13 protein-coding genes are annotated in these 22,004 nt (G+C 73.5%); 4 read left to right on the forward strand and 9 right to left on the reverse strand.

The features are described from left to right. Positions 1–18: 18 nt before the first annotated feature. Complete coding sequence (locus tag ABT001_RS10005; RefSeq protein ID WP_351274950.1) at positions 19–1,014, reverse strand: helix-turn-helix transcriptional regulator; 996 nt, start codon at positions 1,012–1,014, stop codon at positions 19–21. 114 nt (positions 1,015–1,128) lie between these two features. On the opposite strand from ABT001_RS10005, the gene ABT001_RS10010 reads away from it, so the two are divergent. Then, the gene (locus ABT001_RS10010) at positions 1,129–1,551 is read left to right on the forward strand and encodes a VOC family protein (protein WP_351274952.1); all 423 of its coding nucleotides are present in this window, start codon (positions 1,129–1,131) and stop codon (positions 1,549–1,551) included. A gap of 14 nt (positions 1,552–1,565) precedes the next feature. On the opposite strand, the gene ABT001_RS10015 is transcribed toward ABT001_RS10010, so the two are convergent. Further along, complete coding sequence (locus tag ABT001_RS10015) at positions 1,566–1,949, reverse strand: VOC family protein (protein WP_351274954.1); 384 nt, start codon at positions 1,947–1,949, stop codon at positions 1,566–1,568. Between the two features lie 200 nt (positions 1,950–2,149). Here ABT001_RS10015 and ABT001_RS10020 point away from each other — a divergent pair, with 200 nt between their 5' ends. Then, positions 2,150–3,268 carry an NADH:flavin oxidoreductase gene (locus ABT001_RS10020; protein ID WP_351274956.1) on the forward strand — a complete coding sequence of 373 codons (1,119 nt, stop codon included), beginning with the start codon at positions 2,150–2,152 and terminating at the stop codon, positions 3,266–3,268. Between the two features lie 387 nt (positions 3,269–3,655). Continuing rightward, positions 3,656–5,320 (forward strand): ABC-F family ATP-binding cassette domain-containing protein, encoded by a 1,665-nt coding sequence (locus ABT001_RS10025; RefSeq protein WP_351274958.1) that lies wholly within the window; start codon positions 3,656–3,658, stop codon positions 5,318–5,320. On the opposite strand, the gene ABT001_RS10030 is transcribed toward ABT001_RS10025, so the two are convergent. Both ABT001_RS10030 and ABT001_RS10035 read right to left on the reverse strand, forming a co-directional pair. Continuing rightward, entirely contained in the window at positions 5,315–7,744 is a 2,430-nt protein-coding gene (locus tag ABT001_RS10030) for a glycoside hydrolase family 65 protein (RefSeq protein WP_351274960.1), read from the reverse strand. The two genes, ABT001_RS10025 and ABT001_RS10030, sit on opposite strands and share 6 nt — an antisense overlap. Further along, complete coding sequence (locus ABT001_RS10035) at positions 7,744–8,505, reverse strand: HAD family hydrolase (RefSeq protein ID WP_351274962.1); 762 nt, start codon at positions 8,503–8,505, stop codon at positions 7,744–7,746. Before ABT001_RS10035 ends, ABT001_RS10030 begins: the two co-directional genes overlap by 1 nt. A gap of 134 nt (positions 8,506–8,639) precedes the next feature. Here ABT001_RS10035 and ABT001_RS10040 point away from each other — a divergent pair, with 134 nt between their 5' ends. Then, positions 8,640–8,864 carry a hypothetical protein gene (locus ABT001_RS10040; protein WP_351274964.1) on the forward strand — a complete coding sequence of 75 codons (225 nt, stop codon included), beginning with the start codon at positions 8,640–8,642 and terminating at the stop codon, positions 8,862–8,864. A 13-nt stretch (positions 8,865–8,877) separates the two neighbouring features. On the opposite strand, the gene ABT001_RS10045 is transcribed toward ABT001_RS10040, so the two are convergent. From ABT001_RS10045 to ABT001_RS10065, 5 genes are all read right to left on the reverse strand, one after another. Then, complete coding sequence (locus ABT001_RS10045; protein ID WP_351274966.1) at positions 8,878–10,101, reverse strand: RICIN domain-containing protein; 1,224 nt, start codon at positions 10,099–10,101, stop codon at positions 8,878–8,880. A gap of 48 nt (positions 10,102–10,149) precedes the next feature. Beyond that, entirely contained in the window at positions 10,150–11,373 is a 1,224-nt protein-coding gene (locus ABT001_RS10050; RefSeq protein WP_351274968.1) for an RICIN domain-containing protein, read from the reverse strand. Then, the gene (locus ABT001_RS10055; protein WP_351274970.1) at positions 11,373–14,147 is read right to left on the reverse strand and encodes a hypothetical protein; all 2,775 of its coding nucleotides are present in this window, start codon (positions 14,145–14,147) and stop codon (positions 11,373–11,375) included. The genes ABT001_RS10050 and ABT001_RS10055 overlap by 1 nt, the downstream gene beginning before the upstream one ends. Positions 14,148–14,315: 168 nt before the next feature. Continuing rightward, on the reverse strand, positions 14,316–14,918 hold the full coding sequence (locus ABT001_RS10060; protein WP_351274972.1) for a type VII secretion system-associated protein: 603 nt from the start codon (positions 14,916–14,918) through the stop codon (positions 14,316–14,318). 58 nt (positions 14,919–14,976) lie between these two features. Next, on the reverse strand, positions 14,977–21,996 hold the full coding sequence (locus ABT001_RS10065) for a lonely Cys domain-containing protein (RefSeq protein WP_351274974.1): 7,020 nt from the start codon (positions 21,994–21,996) through the stop codon (positions 14,977–14,979). Positions 21,997–22,004: the final 8 nt, after the last annotated feature.

The raw sequence follows: 22,004 nt of genomic DNA on the forward strand, positions 1-22,004 counted from the left end.
CGGACGGTCCGGACCCTGTCAGGGCGCTGAGGCGGTACGCGTGGCGCCCGCGGCCTCGGCACAGCGTGCGGCGAGTTCACCGAACGCACGGGCCAGTTGGGGTGGGCCGATGACGTGGATGCCGGCGTCGAAGCGGCCGAGGGCGGAAGCGAGGCCGGTCCACGACCAGGAGCCGAGGGTGAGGCGACAGCGGTCGGGGCCCAGCTCCTCGACGATGCCGTCCCGCAGGTAGGGGGCCACCTCCTGTGCGGGGAGGTCGAGGACGACCTCCCCGCGGCAGGGCCAGTCGGTGACGGAGCCGTCGGTCCCCCGGAACCGGCCGATGACGAAGGCGGCCACGTCGTCCCCGGGGAGCTCACGCGGGGTGAAGCGCGGGCCGGTGGGGACGCGCGGGCGCAGGCGGTCGACGCGGAAGGTACGCCAGTCGTCGCGGTCGAGGTCCCAGGCGATGAGGTACCAGTGACCGCGCCAGGTGACGAGATGGTGCGGCTGTGTCCGACGGGACCGCCCGGCGGGGCCGTCGCCGACGGGCCCGTAGTCGAAGCGCAGCTCCTCCCGGGCGTGGATGACGCGGCTCAGCTCCAGGAGGAGCTGCTGCGTACCGGCCGGGGACGCGTCACCGGTGTCGGGCGACGGAACGGCCGTGACCTGTAGCAGGTCGATGCGGCGGCGCAGCCGGGGCGGCATGACCTGGCCCAGGGTGGACAGGGCCCGGGCGGCGTCCTCGCCGATCGTGCCGCTGGTGACCGCGGACTGCAGGGCGAGGGCCAGTGCGACGGCTTGGCCGTCGTCGAACAGCAGCGGAGGAAGTTGCGCTCCCGCGTCCAGGCGGTAGCCGCCGGCGGGGCCCTTGAACGCGCGGATCGGGTAGCCCAGCTCCCGCAGCCGGTCGATGTCGCGGCGCACCGTCCGGGGAGTGGTGCCGAGCCGCTCGGCCAGCTGTCCACCGGACCAGTCGCGATGTGTCTGGAGGAGCGAGAGCAGTGTGAGCAGCCGCGAAGACGTCTTCTGCATGCCCTCCAGTCTGGCTCAGTACAGGACACATCCTGTCCGCTACCGGTGGAATGGTCGAGCTCAGGTTTTACCGGGGAGGCTTTCGGCCCCCCGGCCACGAGCGAGGAGCGAACCATGTCCGTCACGACCACCACCCATCTGAACTTCCGGGGCGACGCCCGGGCGGCCCTGGACCACTACCGGTCCGTGTTCGGCGGGCGTGTCACCGCCGTCACCTACAAGGACATGGGCGACGTGCGGAACGAGGACGAGGCGGACCGGTTGGTGTGGGGCGAGGTCGTGGGCGACAACGGCTTCCACGTCATGGCGTACGACGTCCCCTCCTCGCTGCCCTGGGACCCGGGCAGCAGGCCGTTCTACGTCTCCGTGCGCGGTGACGACACGGACGAGATCAGCGCCCTCTGGCAGAAGCTGGCCGACGGCTCGACGGTGGTGCAGCCCCTGGAACCGTCGCGGTGGGCACCGCTGTACGGCATGCTCACCGACCGCTTCGGCGTGACCTGGGTCCTGGACGTGGCGGCCCCGTACAACGGCTGAGCCACGCGCTCCGGTCAGAGGGGCGTGAGCCGGGTGCGCAGGAGGCAGAATTCGTTGCCCTCCGGGTCGGCCAGGACGTGCCAGCTCTCGGAACCGGTCTGGCCGACGTCGGCGAGCCTGGCGCCGAGAGCGAGCAGCCGCTCCAGCTCGGCGTCCTGGTCGCGGTCGGTGGCGTTGACGTCGATGTGCAGGGGGAGCTTCCCGGCCCGCGGATCGCTGCTGGGGCTGAGGACGAGGGTGGGCTGCGGGCCGCCGAAGCCGGCGTCGGGCGGCCCGATCTCGATGCTTCCGTCGTCCTCCCGGCCGAGTTCGACGTAGCCGAGCACCTCGCTCCAGAAGGCGGCGAGCCGGTCGGGATCGGCGACGTCGAGGACCAGTTCACTGATGCGGCATGCCATGGCCGTCAGTGTAGGGAGCGGGCATGGTGACCACCGTCTCCGGGACGACGAGCAGTCGGACGGCGTGCCGAGATCGCCGGATGCCAGGAGGGGAAGACCAGGAGGAGACCTTGGCCACATCGGGCCCGGTCCGGGGATGCGAGGGCGGCGGTCACCTGTTGGCCACGGATGGACCTGCCCCATCCTGAACAGGAAAAACAGTGACAGACGAGAACGCCCGCCGTGCAGCAGCCGCCCTCTCCCGCCCCTTCACCGTCCGTGGACTGACCTCGCGCAACCGGATCGCCATGGCACCCATGACCCGGGACTTCTCCCCGAACGGCGTACCCGGCCAGGACGTGGCGGACTACTACGCCCGCCGGGCCGCCGGCGGGGTGGGCCTCATCATCACCGAGGGCACCTACGTCGATCACGACTCCGCCGGCACCAGCGGCCGCGTTCCCCGCTTCTACGGCGAGGACTCGTTCGCGGGCTGGTCGGGCGTCGTGGACGCCGTGCACCGCGAGGGCGGCACGATCATCCCGCAGCTGTGGCACGTGGGTGTCACGCGCGAGGAGAACGCACCGCCGGTGGCGGAGGCGGAGCCGGTCGGCCCGTCGGGCGTCACCCTGGCGGGTGAGCCCAAGGGCCGCGCCATGACGCAGAAGGACCTCGACGACGTCGTCGCGGCGTTCGCCGACGCGGCCGCCGCCGCGGAGCGGCTCGGCTTCGACGGCGCCGAACTGCACGGCGCGCACGGCTACCTGATCGACCAGTTCCTCTGGGAGGGCAGCAACCGCCGCACCGACGCGTACGGCGGCGACCTCGTCGCGCGCACCCGGTTCGCGGCGGAGATCGTGGCCGCGTGCCGCGCCGCCGTGTCCGACTCCTTCCCCCTCTTCTTCCGCATGTCCCAGTGGAAGATGGGCGTGTACGACGCGAAGCTCGCCCGGACGCCCCAGGAGCTGGACGCCCTCGTGACACCGCTGGCCGAGGCCGGTGTCGACGTCTTCCACGCGTCCACCCGCCGCTACTGGCTGCCCGAGTTCGACGACGCCGACCTGAACCTCGCCGGGTGGGTCAAGAAGATCAGCGGGAAGCCGACGCTCACCGTCGGTTCGGTCGGCCTGGACGGCGACTTCTTCGGTGCCTTCCAGGGCAACAACTCCTCGGTCACCGGCATCGACCAGCTGCTCGACCGGCTGGAGCGCGACGAGTTCGACATGGTGGCCGTCGGCCGTGCGCTGATAGCCGACCCCGAGTGGGCCGCCAAGACCCTGCGCGGGAGCACCGAGGACATCACGCCGTTCGCCGCGGAGATGCTGAAGACCCTGCGCTGACGGGGGCGGGCGGGGCACGGCTCCGTCAGAGCGGCAGATCGGCCGGCACGACGCGGAACGCCTTGTGCCGGCCGATCCGGCGTACTGCGGACTTTCCTGCCCGTCCGGGCCCGGCCCGATGTACAGTTTTTGAGTCCTGTCGTCTCCGATAGAGGTGGACGTTGCGCATCTGAGGTCCGCGATCATCGCGCGGTACGGCCCCTGCCGTAGCCCGTCACGCCCTGTCGGCTTTCCTGCCGCCCCGTGACCCACCGCGTGGATGCGACCTCGGTGCATGAGCCGTCCTCCGTACGCCCGGAGGACCGCACCCCTTCCTCTCCCGGCCGGTCGCCGCGTGGTGCTCGCATACGAAGCCCCTGTTCACACGCTTGCGACTGCGAGGATCACATGTCTCACCCCACCGCGCCCGCCACCTCCCTGAGCTGCTCCGCCCTGTCCTTCCGGTGGCCGGACGGCACGGAGCTCTTCGAAGGGCTCTCCCTCGGTGTCGGCCGTGGCCGCACCGGGCTCGTCGGGACCAACGGCTCCGGCAAGTCGACCCTGCTGCGGCTGCTGGCCGGCCGGCTGAAGCCCTCCGCCGGTTCGGTGACCGTCGGCGGGCACCTCGCGTACCTCCCGCAGAACCTCACCCTGGACACCGGCCTCCGCGTCGAGGACGCCCTCGGGATCACCGGGCGGCGTACGGCGCTGCGCGCCATCGAGGCGGGCGACGTCGCCGATGAGCACTTCGAGACGGTCGGCGACGACTGGGACGTCGAGGAGCGGGCCCTGGCGACCCTGGGGTCGCTCGGCCTCGGCGACATCGGCCTCGACCGCACCGTGGGGCAGCTGTCCGGCGGTGAGACCGTGCTGCTGAGGCTGGCCGCGCTGCTGCTGGAGCGCCCCGACGTCCTGCTGCTCGACGAGCCGACCAACAACCTCGACGTGTTCGCGCGGCGCCGGCTCTACGAGGCCGTCGACTCCTGGCGCTCCGGGGTGCTCGTCGTCGTCAGCCACGACCGTGACCTGCTGGAACGGGTGGACCGCATCGCCGAACTCCGTGCCGGTGAGGTGAGTTGGTACGGCGGCGGCTGGTCGGCCTACGAGGAGGCGCTGACCACCCAGCAGGAGGCGGCCGGGCGCATGGTGCGGGCCGCCGAGTCCGACGTACGCCGCCAGAAGCGCGAGCTGGAGGAGGCCCAGGTCAAGGTGGCCCGGCGCCAGCGGCACAACAAGAAGATGGACGCCCAGCGGCGGGCCCCGAGGATCGTCGCGGGCGAGCACAAGAGGTCCTCCCAGGAGGCGGCGGGCAAGCTCCGCGGGCTGCACGAGGACCGGCTCCAGGAGGCGCGGGAGCGGCTCGACACGGCGTCGGAGGCCGTCCGTGCCGACGCCGAGATCAGGGTGCGGCTCCCCCGCACCGCCGTCCCGGCCGGCCGTACGGTCCTGAGCGCACAGGGGCTCCGACCCCGCTTCGGCGCCCTGCGCGACGGCGCACTGCACGTCCAGGGGCCCGAACGGATCGCGCTCATCGGACGTAACGGGGCGGGGAAGACGACGCTGCTGCGCACCCTCACCGGGGAGCTCGCACCGGAGGCCGGGGAGGCCAGGGCCCATGTGCCGCTGCGCTTCCTGCCGCAGCGCCTCGATGTGCTGGACGACGCACTGAGTGTCGCCGCGAACGTGGCGCGCATGGCGCCGGGGACCACCGACAACGAGATCCGCTCCCAGCTGGCCCGCTTCCTGTTCAAGGGAGCACGCGCCGAGCAGCAGGCGGGCACGCTCTCGGGCGGCGAGCGTTTCCGTGCCGCCCTCGCGGCGACGCTGCTCGCCACCCCGGCGCCGCAGTTGCTGATGCTGGACGAGCCGACCAACAATCTGGACCTGGCGAGCGTGCGGCAGCTGACCGGCGCTCTGGAGTCCTACGAGGGCGCGCTCATGATCGCCGGGCACGATCTGGCGTTCCTCGACTCGGTCGGGATCACCCGCTGGCTGCTCGTGGGCGAGGAGCTCACGGAGCTGAGCGCCGAGGAGGTGCGGGAACTGCTCGGCGCACCCGACGCGGTGTCATGAGCCGCCCGGCATGTCGGTCGGCAGCTCCAGCCACCGCGCCGTGCCCGGCTCGACGACGTACGCGCTGCCGTCCAGCCGCACCTTGACCCCCGGGCGTTCCGAGTCCGGGACGGCGATCCTGACGCGCTCCGCGCGGATGCGCAGGTCCACGTCCCAGTGGCGGCGGAAGCGGAGCCGCATCCGGAACTTCGAGAGCTGGGGCAGGGTGGCCGGCGCCAGCCACAGGGCGTCGTCGCGGGTCTCCAGGCCGGTCATGCCGCGTTGGACGAAGTCGAGGGTGCCGGCCATCGCGCCCAGGTGGATGCCCTCCTCCGTCGTACCGCCCTGGATGTCCGCGATGTCGCCGATCAGCGCCTCCTCGCAGTACGCCCAGGCGTCGTCGCGGTTCACCCGGGCAAGCACCCAGGCGTGGACGAGGGAGCTCAAGGTCGAGCCGTGGCTCGTGCGCTTCACGTAGTGGTCGACGGTGGCCCGCCAGGTCTCGTCGTCGAGTTCGTGTCCGAGCCTCCGGAACTGCGCGGCGAGCTCCTTGGGGGAGAAGAGGTAGCCGAGCATCAGCACGTCCGCCTGCTTGGACGCCTGGTAGCGGTTGACGGTGTCGCCCTCCGCCTCCAGGATGCGGTCGAGCCGCCGGATGTCCCCGTACCGCTCCCGGTAGCCCGCCCAGTCCAGCTCCTCCAGCTCGCCGTAGCCGTCGAACTGGCTGATGACGCCCGCGTGGTGGGGGACGTGCAGCCGCCGGGAGATGTCGTCCCAGCGGTGCAGCTCCGCCGGGTCGAGCCGGATCAGGTCGAGGAGCTGCCGGCAGCGGCTCGTGGGAAGGGAGTGGCAGAGATCGCCGGCCCGTGCCAGCACCCAGGCCGCCGTCACGTTCGTGTACGTGTTGTCGTCGAGCCCCGCCGTGCCGGAATCCGGATAGGCGTCGTGGTACTCGTCCGGCCCGACGACCCCCCGGATGCGGTACCTCCCGAGGCCGTCGTCCCAGGTGGCGCTGTCCGCCCAGAAGCGGGCGATCTGCATGATCGTCTCGGCGCCCTTGGAGTAGAGGTACTCCGTGTCGCCGGTGGCCTGGCAGTACTGCCACACGTTGTACGCGACGGCCGAGCCGACGTGGTGCTGCAGCCGTGAGTGGTCGGGCAGCCAGCGCCCCGAACGCGGGTTGAGGTGGACCTCCTGGGTCTCCTCCCGCCCCTCGTCGGCGCTCTGCCACGGATACATCGCACCCCTCCTGCCCACCGCGCGCGCGGCGGCGCACGCCGCGGGGAGCCGCCGGTGGCGGTAGTCGAGCAACCCCCGGGAGACCTCGGGGAGATGCAGGTTCAGGAAGGGCAGGACGAACAGTTCGTCCCAGAAGACGTGCCCCCGGTACGCCTCTCCGTGCAGCCCTCTGGCCGGCACCCCGACGTCGAGTTCCGCGGTGTGCGGGGACAGGGTCTGGAGCACATGGAAGAGGTGCAGCCGCAGGATGCGTCCGGGCTCGCCGGGCACCTCCAGTCTGGCCTGCTGCCACAGATCGGCCCAGGCACGGCGGTGCGCGGTCCGCAGCGGGTCATACGCCGGAGCGGCGGCCACCGCGGACGTCGCGGCCCGCAGCGGGCTGCCGATCGCCGGGTCACGGGAGGTGAAGAGGGCGACCGTCTTGTCGACCACGGCGTCGGAGCCCGGGGCCAGCGGCAGCAGCATCGTCTGGTGGACCGCGCGCGGCTCCTGACGGGGTTCGGCCCGGTGGTCACCGTTCCGTTCCGGGCCGCAGGAGGCCACGGTGCGGGCGGCGAGGGCGACGGTGATGTCCGACTCCACCGTGCGACAGCGCAGCCACACCGCGGACTCCGGCTCCGTGCCGGTCTCCCAGCCCGTGAGGTGGCGGTCGGCCAGCTCCCGGTACCGCGCGACACCGGTGTTGCGGACGTCCCCGTCGATCGCGGACTCCACCTCCAGCTCCCCCGACCAGCCCTCGGCGGTGAACACCGTGTGCAGCGCGGCGAGATGGGGGTCGCCCATGTGCACCAGGCGCTCCTGCCCGACGGTCAGCCGGCGGCCCTCCCCGTCCTCGTAGACCGAGTGGCGGGTCAGCGTCCCGCCACGCAGGTCGAGCGACTGGCGGTGCTCCACCAGCGAGTCGTCGTCCGGTGTCAGCCACGGGCCGGGGCGGGCACCGGCGGGGTGGACGCGGTAGCGCAGTGGCAGCCAGTTGGGGAGGTTGACCATGTCCTCGTTCTCCACCTGGCGTCCCTGGACGGAGGACGTCAGGCGGTTGTAGCAGCCCGCGACGTACGTACCCGGGTAGTGCGTGTCACCCGCCGGGGTCTCGGGCGCGGCTCCCCGGGTGGCGAAGTAGCCGTTGCCCAGGGTGCACAGCGCCTCGCGCAGACGTTCGTTCTCCGGTTCGTACCCCTCGTACGCCCAGGTCCAGCCGCGTGCCATCAGTCCTCCCCGTCGATCAGCAGGTCGCCCGGGTCGGCCACCACGAGGTCCGCGCCGTGCCGCCGCAGGTCGTTGGCGCTCTCGGGACTGTCCGTCCGGTCCACCCCGATGACCAGCCCGAAACCGCCGCGCCGGCCGGCTTCCACTCCGGCCAGCGCGTCCTCCACGACCGCGGTGTCCCCGGCCGGGACCCCCAGACGCCGCGCCGCCTCGGCGAACAGGGCGGGGTCCGGTTTGCCGGGCAGCTCCAGGCGGCGCGCCTCGTTGCCGTCGACCACCGCCGTGAACAGGTCCAGGAGTCCGGCACCGGCCAGCAGCTCGGTCGCGTGCCGGGAGGCGGACGCGGCGGCGAACGGGACACGTGCCTCGTGCAGCACGCGCAGGAGCCGGACCGTCCCCGGCCACACCGCCACGGGACGGGCACGCAGGCTGCGGGTGAACGCCTCGTCCTTGCGCGCGGCGACGGCCCACACCGTCCCGGTGCCCGGCGGGTCGTCGGGGCTGCCCTCGGGGAGGCCGATCCCCCTGGCCCCGAGGAAGGCGGCGGCACCGTCCTTGCGCGACCTGCCGTCGACGTAGCGCCGGTAGTCGTCCGCCTCGTCGAAGGGGCGCTGCCCCTCGTGGGAGGCCAGGCAGGCGTCGAAGGCGAGCTTCCAGGCGGCGGCGTGCGCCGGGGCGGAGTCGGTGATCACACCGTCCGTGTCGAAGACCACGGCGTGCACGGAGAGCAGGACTGCGGCCGGTGACGGTGCGCGTGCCATGAACGGGTGGTCCCTTCGTCGAGGCGTCCCCCGTCCCATGGCACCAGGTTCCGGGCCGGGCCGCCCCTCGTGGCAGACCTTGGCAAAATGTCGGAAAAGTTTCTCTGCGCCCCTTTCGGGGCTACCGTAAAAGCATGGCCAGAACCGAGCGTCAGACCGATCGGCAGGCGGAGTACGTGTGTCCGGCCTGTAAGCAGCCCGTCGAGACCGTCCTGGCCCGGCACAAGACCCTCGGCATCTTCGTCCCCCAGTGGGGAGCCGGACCGTGCCACAACCCCGCGTGCCACCGCCACGAGGCGGAGCCGGGGAACGACACGTCCGACTCCGCCCGGGGCCCGGGATCCGCCGGCAGGCGGTGAGGGGCCGAGCCCTTCAGGTCCAGGTCTGGTTCGGGTCGCCGGAGCAGGGGAAGAGCACCGCCGGGGTGCCGTTCGCCGTCCTGCCCATGTAGATGTCCACACACTTGCCCGCGATGCCCGCGACCAGGTCCTGTGTGGAGTTGAGACGGAACTGCTGAGCCTGATTCCCGCTGCAGTGGGCGACCTGGATGGCCGTGAGGTTCTCCGTCGAGGCCCACGCGACGTCCATGCACATGTTCAGGGCGCGCACGGTGCCGTCGGACCTGAAGTCCCAGCGCTGGGAGGCGGATCCGTCGCAGGTCCACAGCACGAGCTGGGTGCCGTCCTTGCCACTGCCCGCGCTCAGGCACTTGCCGGTCTGGGCACTGACCAGGGCGCGTCCGGCGGGCTTCGGTGCCGTCCCGGTGGCGGCCTTCTTCGTGTCCGTCCCGGCCGTCGCCTTCGGTGAGGCGCTGGGCTTCTTCTTCACCGCGGCCGCCGGTGCGGCGGACGACTTGGTCACCTCCGGCTCCGGGGACTCCGGGGCCGCCTTCGGCTTCTTCTCGACGGATTCCGCCGAGGGGGAGGTGTCGGCGCTGGGGGAGGCCGAGGGGGACTCGGCGGTGAAGGCGCCCGGCCGGCCCGAGGGGCCGCTCTGGAGGACGGTGCCGGTCGTGGCCGAGGTGACCAGTCCGGCCGCCGAGTCCTTCCGGTCGCCGTCCGGGGAGAGCGCGAAGGGCAGCGCGATCAGGAGGGATCCGACGATGGCGGCGGCGGCCAGCAGCGGCTTCTTCGGGCGCCCCGCGTGCGCCTCGTCGGTGCCGGTGCCGGTGCCGGATCCACCGGGTGCGGTCGCTGTAGCCGTGGCCGTGGCCGGCCGGTCCGCCGCTGCGGCCACTCCGGCCGTGGTCGTGGCTCCGACGGTGCTCGTGGCCGTGGCCGTGGTCGACGGCTCGTCCGCCGCCGTCGCCGGCCCCTCGGTCGTCGTACGCCCACCGGTGGCAGCCGTCGCGGCCGGGGCGGTCGCCGCGGCTTCGGGGGCCGAGCGTTCCGCCTCGGGAGGTGCCGACGCGGTCACGGGCGGCACGGCGGCGGCCGGGGCGGGCCGCCGCTGGGCGCCCGTCGGGGTCAGGGCGCCGCTGGGCACACCTGTGCCGGCCGGAAGCGCGACCGCCTGGCGGACGGCGGGGGGCCGGGCCGCCCCGGCCGCCACCGAGGCGGCGGGCTCGGGACCTTCGGAAGCCCGGGGAAGGGGCATCGGATCAAACCTCCGTGAGACATGGGTACGACGACGGGCCCGTACGGGTCAGGCGAACGACCACAGGTGGTCGTCCCCGTCCGAGCAGGTGAACAGCATCAGGCCGGCGCCCCGGCCACCGGCACCGTTTTCGCCCGCGACGTCCAGGCACAGGCCCTTGCTCGCGTGGTTGCGGATCCAGAAGGTGCCGTTCGCCCGCTTGTCCAGGAACCACATCTGGTTGTCCCCCGAGCCCGGTCGGCAGTAGTACTCGTAGACCCGCGTGTGCACGGGCTTGCCTCCGAAGTCGGGCAGGTCGGCGCAGTAGTTGTCCTTGCTGTTCCGGATCGTGAAGAGGTCGGCCCCACCGGGGCCCGCGCCCTCCTGGTTGACCACCAGGTCCCACAGCTGGTTGTCACCGCTCGTACCGTTGCAGGTGAACTGCTCGACCGAGCCGTTGACCTTGCCCTTGCCGTAGTCGGGTACGTCCACACAGAGCCCGGTCACCCGGTTCTTGATCAGGACGCCCGTGGCCGTCGAGAACTGCGCCGACGTGGGCAGCGCGCCCCCGGCCCGCACCGGTGCGCTGCGGGGGGCCGCCTTGGAGGGCGACGGCTTCTTCACGGTCTTGGCCTCGGTCCGCTCGGGCGTACTGCTCGCCGTGGCCCTTCCGGCGTCCACCGCGACGCGCTCGGCCGGCGGCGGAGCGGCGGGTGCCTTCGTCGTCGCCTCGGGCGACGGTGTCGCGGAGGGCGAGGCGGGGACGTACCTCCCCGGCGGGCGGCCGCTCTGCCCCTTGTCGAGAGGCAGTACGTCGGAGGAGACCGTCGCCGCGGTGGGCCGGGTCCGGGTCTCGTCGTCGCTCGTCCCCATGAAGAGGAGCGGCACCGCGATGAGGAGGCTCCCTCCGATGGCGGCGGCCGCGAGCAGCGGCTTGTTGGGCCGGGGGGACGGGGGCTCACCGGCCGCCGCCGTGGCCGAGGGCGGCCCCGTCATGCCACCGGCCGCTGCCGCCGCGATGGTCTCGCCCTCCCGGTCGGCGGCGGAAGCGGATGCCGTGGCACCGGTGGTGGCGACGGCCGGCTGTGCGACGGGGTCCGGTGCGGGGGTGGCGACCGCACCGCCGACGGTCTCGGTGTGTCCTGCTGTCACTCCCTCCGGCGGCGCACCCGCGGCCCGTCCGGCGACGGGGGTACGCGGGGTGAGTGCGGGGTCCGCGGCGGTGCCGGAGACCTGGGGCAGAGCGGTGGCACGGCGTACTGCCGGTTGTGCGGAGCCTTCTTCACGGGCCATCAGTCACTCTTTCCGTTGCCATGGGGGAGACCGAACGGGCCGGAGCAGCGCTCGGGCCAGGGGCCCGGGGCCACGGCGGCGGGGTCTCCGTCGAGAGAGGCGTCGAGCCGCGCGAGCGCGGCGTGGTCCTGGGTGTCGAGCGGTGCTCCGCCGGTGGCGGACCCGGGTGGGATTCCGGGGAGTTCACGCAGCAGGATCAGGGGTGAGGCGGGCGAGGCGCTGTCCTGGCGGATGTCCAGGACCCGGAACACCGTGCCGGGCGGGAAGACCACCTCGTCGGTCCTGGTGTGGTCCGCCGCCCCCTCGAACAGCTGGCGCACGCGACGCCCGGTGACCGACCAGATCACCTGGCGTGCGCCGCCGGGCATCGGCTCGTCCCCGTCGAGCGGCAGCGCGCTGACCGGGCCCGCGTCCCTCAGCAGGCTCCCCGGTGCCGGGGTCTCCTCCGGACCCGCGCCCCGCACGGCGGCTCCGCGGAAGGCGGGCAGCCGGCGCAGCCCGGACGCCACGCAGGCGGCGAAGGGCAGCAGTCGTCCGTCGCCCGTCTCGAAGGCACGGTGCAGTGCGGCGTGGTTCAACGGCCCGTCCGAGCCCCGGAGATAGAGCCGCAGGGCGATCAGGTCGGCCCGGGCCGCCTCCTGCTCCCGCCCGCGCAGTGCGGGCATGCGCGTGAGCATCCGGGCCACCGCGGCGCCGTAGCGCTCCCATTCGGCCTCGGCGAGCGTGCGGAACGCCGCTCGCTCCTCCTCCGTGCTGCTGTAACCGGGGAGGTACGGCGCCGGGGCGAATGCCTCGGCCCCTCGGACGGCACCCTGCGGCCGTGGCGCGACCGGCGGGGGCGGCGTCACGGGGCCGGGGGTCGAGGAGGTCACGATCATCCTGGCGGGAGCGGGGGGCGGCCCGGGCTCGGCGGGCGCCTCGGGCTCGACGGGCACCTCGGTGGGCGCGGGGGCGGCGGGCGTCTCGGGCTCGGCGGGCGCCTCGGGCTCGGCGGGTGCCTCGGGCTCGGCGGGTGCCTTGGTGGGCACGGGGGCCGGGCGGGCCGGCTCCGGGGGGCTGTCCGGCTCCAGGAGCTGGGCCAGAGGGATCCGGGGGCCGGCCGCACGGGGCCGCGAGGCCGGGGCGAGCGCGCGCACGGGAGACGGGGCGGGCACAGGGTCCTGGGCACGCGACGAAGCGGGAGCAGGAGCGGAAGCGGAAGCGGAGGAGACCGGGGCGGAAGCGGAGACCGAGGCGGGAGCACTCGCCCGCACAGGCGCGGGCGCAGCCGCCGGCACGGGCCGCGAGCGTGTCGCCGTGCCGCCGACGGGCGCCTTCGGGGCCGGCACCGAGGACCCGGCAGGCACCGGGGCCGGGGCCGGCACCGGCGCCTGCCCGCGTCCCGCCGTGGAGCCCGGTCCCGGTACGGGGAGGGTCCCGAAGCGGAGGCTGCGCAGCTGATGCTGACCGGCCAGGCGTCGCAGGGTCTGGCCGCCGTCCACGCAGGTGCCGTGGACCACGAGCCGCGCGCGGGCGCAGACATCCGGGCCCAGGGAGTCGAGCAGCCGGGAAAGCTCCGGCCAGAGCGACGCGTCGAGCGGTTCCCGGGCCCGGCCCAGCTCGATCACCGGGCCGTCGGGCGCCACCGGACGTCCGGCGACCGGCACAGGGTCGCCGCCCGGCCCGCTGATCCACAGCCCCGCCCGTGTCACGCGGACCTGCCAGCGGTCGGAGAGCGTCAGCACGCCCTGCTCCCCCTGCCCTCGGCCCGGCACCGGTGAACTCCACCGCAGTAGCCGGGGCTCCTCCCCGGGTGCACACACGACCGCGTCGACGTACGGGTGCCAACGCGGGGTCCCGTCGGCGTCGGCGATCGTGGCCCGTACGGCGTACCGGTCCGTCAGGCCGCCCGCGGGCAGCAGCGGCAGCCCGGTGTGGACGACGACGTCGTGCCCGAGGGAGCCGGCCAGTGAACGGCCCGCCTCCAGTACGTCGTTGCGCCCGCCAGGGGCGAGCCTGACCCGGGAGCGTGCCGAGGAGGGCAGTGAGCCGACGGCTTCGGCCACGTCGGCCGGCAGGACGTCCTCCCCGTCCGGGACGCCGACGAGGACCAGGGGGCCGCCCCGGTCCACGGGTATCGCGTAACAGAGGTCCCCGAGGCGCGGGGCGAGCGCGTCCTTCGGCCGCACGAGCAGTCCGGCGGGTATCTGCTCGACGACGCAGCCGCCCGTGGTGCTCTCCGCACGGTCGGGCGGCCCGGGCTGCCAGGCCGGAGCGGGCTGGCGAGGGCCCAGAGCGACCGGTTCCGCGCCCGGCGAGAAGCGCCACCAGCCGCACACCGTACGGGAGTCGGGGCGCACTCCCGGCACGAAGAGACCACCGCCGGGTACGACGAGGACGACCGCGTCGGGCGCGATCACCTCCAGTCCCCAGGCGTCGGCTATGCGGCGGGCCGGTGCCTCCCGGCCCGGCCTGTCGTCACCGGCACCGGACATGACCAGCCTGACGGAGGTGACGTCCTCGTCGCGGAGGGAGTCCAACAGGGCGGCGAGGCGCGGCCACAGGCCGTCCGCCGCCGCCTCCACGGCCCCGGTCACCACGGTCACCGTGCCGTCGTCCGAGGCCAGGGAGCGGGCCAGGTCGGCGATGTCGGCGGTGGTGAGCGAGTCATCCGTGGACGACCTGAGCAGCACGATGCCGTCGTACTCCTCGACGGCGAAGACCGCTGTTCCGACGGCCTCAGGGGTGCGGCTGTGCCCGGTCTCCTTCTTGCGCTTCAGGGACCATCGGCTCACAGCCCGACTCCGAGCTCAGTCATTCGGTCCTCACGTGTCCACACCTCGGCAACCACACGCGTCCCACATCACCCAATCGGGCGCAACTGGTGGCAGAGGCAGGGCAGTCACGTCATGAAGATTGAGTGAACATACGACAACTCCCCCTCCCTGTAACGGAGTCACCGGTCACTCCGCACCAGCCGTCGCCGTCCCGCTCACCTCCGTCCCGACGAGCAGACCCGGCTCCAGCACGGTGCCCGCGAGGCTGGACGGGTTGACGTACAGCGCGTGGCCCTGCGGCAAGCGGTCCAGGAGGGCTCCGACGGCGACGACTTCGAAGTCGAAGCCGCCGACGGAGTTGAGGTGTGGCGAGGAGGTGCAGACCGGGACCACCGGCTTGCCGTGCTCCACGGAGGCGGTCACCAATCGTCCGTCCGGCAGGGTCAGCACCGCCACGTCGGCGGTGGCGAGGGCGCGGTACACGTCCCCGGCCGGTCCGTACCCGGTGGCAGCGAGCTGCAGGGCCCCGTCGACTCCGTCGGTGGCCTCGGGCCAGCCGAGCGATTCCGGGGAGGGGCGGTACGCCACGTTGTCCTCCCACTCCTCGATCTCGCCCGTCACCCCCGTGCGCCACCGCCCCGCCACGGCCCACTCGGGCGGCGTGCCCTCGCCGTGCCAGCCGGGGTCGATCATGCTGATCCAGTGCTCCGGCGCACGCCGCGCCGCCGCGACGATGTCCTCGGGAGGCACGGGCATCCCCGCCGCACGCCGCTCACTCGCCTCGTTCACCCGCACGCACTCTCCTGACACACATGGTTTCCCTTCGGCACTCGCCCCGTCCCCTCCCTCACTCGCCTCGTCCGCCGGATCCCTCCGACGAGGCGGCGAGATCGGGCGGGCGTATCTCCGTCCAGTCCTCGGCCCTGGCCTCGGGCGTCCCGGTGTCCTGGGGCGAAACCATCACGAGATAGCTCTCGTTCGCCCTCGGTCGCAGGTCGAGGAGGTGGAGGGGCCGCTTCGGAAGCCACACGGTCCGGGCCGCCCCCGTCCGCGCGGCGACCACCCCGGCCAGGTGGGGATCCCCCGCGCCCGCCCCGAGCGGGACGACCGGGACGCTCCGGTCCAGCGCCGCCAGTACGGGGTCGTGCAGGAGCAGTTCGGCGATCTCCTCGTAGGGCACCGAGCGGGTGCCGCCGTCCGGCCAGGTCATGTCCACCCGCCCCGGGGTGGTGCCTTCCATGTCCAGCACGTACCCGCCGGGCTGCTTCCCTCCGGCTCCGGCCCCGCGCCCGGCCCACGGCGCCAACGCCCCCGTACGGCTCATGTCCCCGTCGGGCGAGATCACATAGCGGTCCGCCCACAGAGGGCTCGCTGCGGTCCTACCCGTCCAACTGCGCCCGGCCGGTGTCCCGTTCCGGGAGGTGAGGAGGGTGCGGGCGTCCAGCGCGCCGTTGCGTTCGAGATGGTAGGCGGCCAGCACCGTCGGATCGTGGGTGTCGCGGCCGAGGGCCGCCGCCGCGGCGGCCAGCCGGAGCAGTTCCGCCCGCAGGGCCTCGTCCCGCGGATCCCCGTCGGCACCCAGATGGAGCACCTTCGTCACCAGGGCGCCGGGGTCCGGACGGTCCTCCACGCTCTCCACGGCCCGCACCGTGGCCCACAGCGCGTTCTGCCGGTGGACCGTCGTGACCGGCACCGGTGCCCGCAGCCCCAGCACCTCGCGGGCCCACCGGTCCGGGCCGGCCTGGGCGATCAGTTCACGGGCCCGGTCCACGGAGGGCAGGGAGACGAAGGCGGACAGGGCCGTCCCCCGATCGGTGGCCACCCTCGCCGACGCGGCCTCCAGCATCGCCCGTACGTCGGCGGGGTCCGGCGGCACGGGCCGGGCTCCGGAGGTGGACGCCGGGCCGTGGTGCGCGCGGGTGACCCGGTGGAGCAGATCGAGGGTCAGCTCGCCGTGGTCCCGGAGGTCCGCGTCCCCACGACGCATGACGTCCAGGGCCCCGATGCCCCGCAGCAGTCGGTGGTACGTGCCGTCCGGGTCGTCCCTGTCGTGTTCCACGTCGAAGCCGAACGTGATCCGGAGCGCGCGGACCAGGCGCAGCGCCGTGTCCCGGGCCATCGCCGGGGTGAGGTCCGGGGAGGTCTCCAGCCCGGCCGACGCGGCCAGGGCGTCGAGTTCGTCCGGGGTGGGCTCGGGTCGCAGCTTCTCCATGTCCACCGGGTCCCCCGCCGGTGTCGTGGCGATCCCGTGGTCGTAGAGCTTCCCGTCGGCGTAGCGGCTCAGGTGCTCCCTGGTGGGGGCGTAGACATCGCGCCGTGTCACGTTGGAGACGTCCTGGGCCGCCGACAGCACCGCGAACGGGTCGGGGACGAACGGGCTGCTCCGCTTCAGGGCGGCGGCGGTGTGCCCTTCCGGTCCGCTCCCCCAGCAGGACAGGAACACGATGGGGGCGTCCCGGTCCATCCGCGCCAGGCTCGGGCGACGCCGGAGGAAGCCGCCGGTCTCCGAGCCCGGGACCGACACGTCGTTCTGGTACGGCCTGTCGACCATGCGGGACAGGCCCGGCAGGCCGTGGATGAGGAAGAAGTAGGGCTTGCGGCCCTTCCACGGGACCGGCCGGGGACCTCCGGCCGGCTTGCCGGTGACCGGATCGTAGACGTACCACTCCGTCGACCTGGTCAACTGCTGGAGCCACGGCTCACGTTGCAGCACGTCGGCGCCAGGGAGCACGGCACGGCCGACGGGGCGGCCCTCGTCGGTCAGGGTGTAGGACAGGACGTCGCCGTCCTTGAGGGTCCTCCCGTCGCTCGTGTGCAGGACGCCTTCCCCCGGTCCCGTCCGGCCTTCGTCCGGCCCCAGGTCGTCCGGGCCGCTGCCGATCCACTCGCCCATCGGTCCGCCGCCGAGGACCCGGTCGTCGGTCACCTCGATACGGTGTCGGCCGGTGTCGGGGCGCGGCCCCAGTGCGACCTCGCCGCTGTGCGACCACACCGTCCTGCGCACCCGGGCCGCGGCCCTGCGCGGCAGGTCCAGCCCCAGGGCACCGGCGTTCTCCGAGACGAGCACCACTTCGGCATTCAGCTCTCGCTTCGCCAATTCTGCGTCCTGCGAAAGCAGTTCGGCGAACTCCTCCGACGACAGCTCCCACCGCTTACCGGCGTCGGGCAGGGCCAGTCCGACCTTCGAGTGGTCACCGCCCTTCGTCCCGATCACATACGGGACGGGCGCACCGGGCTCCCGGGCCCACAGCGGCTGCCGGGCGTCCTGATCACCGCCGTCCACCACGTCGTACGAGGAGACGTCCACGTCCTGGACGGGCCTGCCCGTCCAGTTCCGCCCCAGCGGGGTGCCGTCCGGCGCGGTCAGGCGGGTGGCGTCGGACAACAGGCCCTGCCTACCCAGGTGATACGCGCTCAGCGACGCCCGGCTGGTCGCCCGCCCGGCCGCCATCGCCTCGTCCACCAGCTCGTACAGCCTGCGCACCCGGTTCGACAGGGCGTCGGTCGCGGGATCCTTGCCGGGGGCCTCCTCGCCGGGATCGGAGTCGGAATCGGCTCCTGCGTCGGTATCGGAGTCGGAGTCCGATCCGCTGTCCGAATCACTGTCCGAATCGGGGTCGTCCCCGGGGTTCTCCTCCAGGTGCAGCAGGCTCCTGGCGAGCCTGTTCGGGCCCGCGAAGTAGTCCTCCTCGCCGAAGTCTGCCGGGCTCAGCTCCGCGAGCCGGGTGACGGCGGCCGACAGGGGGGAACGGTCGACCGTGATCACCGCCTGCCGCCGTGCCGCCCGCCCGGTGGCTCCGTCGAGCGGACCGACTGTGCCGATGTCCCGGCCACCGCTCTCCGTGACGATCGGGAAGTCCTCGGCCCGGATCCTCATGCCCCGCACGTCCTGGACGTTCCGCACGGCCCGCTCGTTGAGCTCCAGTTGATGCCGGATCTCGTCGAGGAGAAGGCCCCGCACGGCTTCCGCCCGCCGGCCGCCGACCGTCTCGGCGTGCTCGACGGCGCCGCCGGACAGCGCGAACCTCGGGCCGTTGCTGTAGCCGGTGACGGTGACGCGGGGAATCCGCAGACCGGCCCTGAGATCCCGCAGGCCGGACACCACGATCAGCTCCGCCAGTTCGGCGACGTGTCGGCGCTGGACAGGGTCGGTGATGTCCCGGTGGCGATGCTCGAAGGCGACCCGGGTCCCGGGCGGGGGAGACGACTGCGGGGCCGGCCCGTCCTCAGCAGGTGCGGGCACCGGTGCGGAAGCGGGTGTGGGCGCGGTGAACTCCCCTTCGGATGAAGGGACATGTTCGTCGAGGGAGGCGCCGGGACCGAGCGTCAGCATGAAGCCGGGCCCCTCGGTGGGCACCACCGTGGTGGCGGGGTCCTGCCGCGCGGAGTCCTCGGGCCGGAGACGGGACCAGGATCCCGCCGCCGACGGCGCGCCCGGGGCCGACGGATCTCTGAGGGACACGACGACGTACGGAGATCCGGGCGCGGCGTTGCCCGTCAGGAACACCTTGTCGGTGGTGGTCCACACGCCCCTGCCGGTCAGCGCGCCGATGATGTCGCGCGGGTCGGCCCCGGTGGGCGCCCCGGCCTCCCGCACGGCAAGGACGACATCGGTCCGGAGGGGACGGCCGACGAGGTCCCGGTCACGCGACAGCAGCTCGCCGACCTCGTCGTACGGCACCCGGAGGACGGGCCGGCCGGGCAGGGACATCAGGAGGTGGCCGGAGTTCCCGGGGGCCCAGATGACGTACGGGGCCGGGCCGCCGGAGGTCTTCCACGGCGCGGGCTCCACGCCGCCCGGCTGGTGTCCGCCGCCCGGTTTGGGCAGCGCGGTGACGAGGACGTCCGTGTTCAGCGGTCCCGGCGTCCTGGGGCTGGGGAACCAGGTGCGTCCCGTCGTGGTGCCGTCGGCGCCGAGCAGCCGGGTCTCCGGTGCGAGGGCACCGAGCACCTCAAGGTGGAACGCCGCCAGAGCCGTCGGATCGTCCAGGTCCCGTCCCACCGCTGCCGCCATCGCCACCAGGTCGACGAGCTCCCCGCGCCGCGCCGGGTCGGCCCGCTCCAGGTGGAGGATGCGTGCGCCCTCGCTGTCCGGGTCGGGGCTCCGGCGCTCCCAGGCGAGCGCCGCCGCCGTCGCCCAAAACAACCGGGTCCGCTGGGCCGGCCCCACCTCGGCGCCGTCCGGCCGTCGCAACACGCGTGCGGTTTCGGCGTCGAGGGCGCCGGGCCCGTCGAGACCGTCCAGCTGCCGGGCGGCCTCCACGAGCAGGGGCAGCGGCACGAACGCGGTGAGGGCGGCATCGGTGCCGGGGGCCGTGGCGGCGTGCAGCAGGGCGGCGCGGTAGTCGTCGGCGCCGAGGACGGCACCGTCCGGCGGGCCGTCGGGCAGGGTCCCGCTGATCTCCCGTACGGCCTGGTCCAACAGGTCCAGGGTGAACGGTGTGACGTCGGCCAGCCAGGGGTCCCTGCCGCGCATCGCCTCCAGGGCGCCGATGCCGGCCAGCAGCCGGGGGTGGTCGGCGGCCTGGTCCACGTCCGCCCCGAAGACCGTCCGCAGGGCACGCACCAGGCGCAGGGCCGCGTCCCGGACAGCGGGCGGGGCCGGCCCGTCGTCCTGGTGGAGGCCGGCGGCACGGGCCACCTCGTCGAGCGCGGCGCCGGACGGCTCGGGCCGGAACTCCAGCCACCGCCCCCGCGCGCCCCGTGGATCGGTGCTCAGGATGCGGACGTACCCGCCGCCCTGCTCCGCGCTCAGCCGCTGGATGCCGCTCGGCCTGGTGGAGGCGAACACCGTGCGGCCGGTCTCGTTGGCGGTGTGCTGTGCGTCGCTGACGGTCGCCAGGGGGTCGGCGACGTACGGCATCAGCGGGGAGTCCCCGTTGACGAAGTCCGGTCCGCCGGCCGTCGCGTGCCAGCACTCGTCCATCACGATCACGTGGTCGTCGGAGAGGCGTGCCACACTCGGCCGCCGCCTGAGGAAACCACCGGTCGCGGTGGACCGCACCATGCGGCTCGTGCCGTCCTCCAGCGCCATGTCCGTCATGCCGGGGAACCCGTGCGCGGCGAAGAAGTACGCCGGCCGGCCCGCCCAGGGCACCGGATCGGGGTCCTTGGTCAGGACACCGGTGACCGGATTCTGGTGCCAGAGCTCCGTCGCCGACGGCATCTGCCGCATCAGCCCCTCGAAGCGGGCGGCCTCGGCGGGGTGGAAGACGAAGCGTCCGATCGACCGGCCCTCCGCGACCTGGGTGTACGACACGACCTCGCTCTCCCAGGCGGGCGCGTCCGCCAGGTCGTCCGGGCCGAGCACCTCACCCGGTTCGCTGACGCTCCAGGTTCCCGTCGTCTCACCGGGACGGTGCTCCGGTGAGACGACGGCCGGGCCATCCGCGGTCTGCGGGGTGAACCGCAGGGAACCGCTGGTGGCCCAGGTCATGTGGCCGGTGCGGTCGGCGACCGCGCGCGGCAGATCCAGACCCCGCGCACCCGCCTCCGGGACCAGCAGGACCACGGGGGTGTCGTCCGGCAGCCCGGCCAGCACCGGGTCCAGGGCGAGCAGCTCGGCGAACACCTCCGTGGTCACGCGGTGGCGGGTGCCGTCCCCGTCCAGCACGACGACGTGGTCGTGGCCGCCCTCGGCCGCCAGGACGACGTACGGCGCCGGGTCGGTGCCGCCGAGCGGGGGCTCCCCGTAGGGCTGCTGCGCCGTTCCGACCGCCCGTGAGGTGTCCAGGTTCCTGATCCTGCCGCCCGTCCAGTTCCGCCCCCGGCTGCCGCCGGTCCGGGGCAGTGTGCGGGCGACGGAGAACACCCCGTCCAGCACGAGACGGAACGCGGCCAGGCCGGCGAGGCTCGTGGCCCCTTCCACGTTCTCGTCGAGTGCCACCCGGAACAGCTCGCCGCGCTGCGTCTTGGTCACGGGCGCCTGCTCGTCGAGTCCCAGGACGTACCGGGTCACCGCGTCCAGGTCGAACGGGCCGTCACGCAGCGGGGACGCGGCCACCGACCGGCGCAGGGTGTCCAGCCGCACCAGGGTCTCGCGCAGCGTCGTGTAGAGCGGGGCCGCGTCGATCCCGGGGCCGTAGAGGTCCTCCAGGATCCGGTGGTGGTCCGGCTCGGCGGGCGGGCCGTCCTCCCCGTCGGCGTCCTCCCCGTCACCGTCCTCCCAGTCCAGGATCATGTCGAGGGAGTCGACGCTGCCCTCCGGGGACGAGGGTTCCGGCGAATCGAGCAGCAGCTGGGTGGGCGCCGAGGTGTCCGGCTCGCCCCGCTGCACCCGGACGAGCCGGTGATGCTCCGGTGTCAGGTCCAGTTCTTCGACGGGCAGTCGGTCACCGAGCATCGCCGCCTGGGTGGACTGCGCCAGTGACAGCGTCACCCCGATCGCGTCGAGTTCGGCGAGGGACACCATCCCCTTCAACGGCACCACCGCGGGCGGAGCCGGAGGATCCGCGGGGGCCGCGGACGCGGTCTTGACCTGTTCGGGTACGACCCGCACGCCCAGCCGGTCCGTGAAGAGCCTCGCCACCTCCTGCAACCAGCCCGCCGCGACGTCCGGATCGAGGCCGGGCCGGACGGATTCGCTCATGTAGCGGCCGGACTTGTCGTTCACCGTCCACCGCTTCAGCTCCTTGCTCCACAGGAACTCGCCGGAGACCCGGCTCATCCCGGGCTCCGACCGGCCCGACTCCCCGAACCGCGCCGCGATGCCCGTGTGCCCGAGGCCGTCCAGGTCCTTCCGGAGCTGATCCGCCGTCAGGTCCGGCGTCTCCCGCCGCATGCCGTCGAGCAGCGCGTCGAACTGTTCCTGCGTGAGGATGGCGCTCGGCTGCTCGCTGCCGAGGAGGACCCGCCCGTCCCCGGTCACGGTGTAGA

Source organism: Streptomyces sp. NPDC002793 (assembly GCF_040295485.1).
Lineage (GTDB): Bacteria > Actinomycetota > Actinomycetes > Streptomycetales > Streptomycetaceae > Streptomyces.